The sequence below is a fragment of the Corallococcus llansteffanensis genome (genome assembly GCF_003612055.1).
Classification (GTDB): Bacteria; Myxococcota; Myxococcia; order Myxococcales; family Myxococcaceae; genus Corallococcus; species Corallococcus llansteffanensis.
This window is the reverse complement of sequence record NZ_RAWB01001154.1, coordinates 1-538: the sequence shown is the minus strand read 5'-3', so window position 1 is coordinate 538 and position 538 is coordinate 1. Positions and strand designations below refer to the sequence as shown.

The following is a 538-nucleotide window of genomic DNA, read 5'->3' as shown; positions in this document are numbered from 1 at the left end:
CTTCCGGCTGGTGCGCCGGGTGGGGCGGGGCGGGATGGGCTCCGTGTACCTGGGCGAGCACGAGTCCATTGGCAGCCGGGTGGCGGTGAAGGTGCTGCACGAGCACCTGGCGCGCTACCCGGAGCTGGTGCAGCGCTTCCACGCCGAGGCCCGGGCGGTGAACCTCATCGGGCACGAGAACATCGTCAGCATCTTCGACCTCAACGCCGCCGCGCCGCGTCCGTACCTCATCATGGAGTACCTGGAGGGGGCGCCGCTGTCGGCCTGGGTGGGGACGCCGCTGTCGGCCGCGGCGGTGGTGCCCATGCTGTCCCAGGTGTGTGACGCGCTGGAGGCCGCGCACGCGCGGGGCATCGTCCACCGCGACCTGAAGCCGGACAACATCTTCCTGGTGAAGCGCGGGCGGGGGATGCCGTTCGTGAAGGTGCTCGACTTCGGCATCGCGAAGCTGCTGGACGCGAGCATGCCGGAGACGCTGGCGGGCATCATCGTGGGGACGCCGGAGTACATGGCGCCCGAGCAGTCGCTGGGCCGGCGC

Annotated in this window: 1 protein-coding gene; it reads left to right on the top strand. The window is 71.2% G+C overall.

Annotated features, from left to right (window positions below; translation table 11 throughout):
• Positions 1-538, top strand: a 538-nt coding sequence (locus D7V93_RS43885; RefSeq protein WP_147451726.1) for a serine/threonine-protein kinase, incomplete at both ends; no start/stop codon positions are given.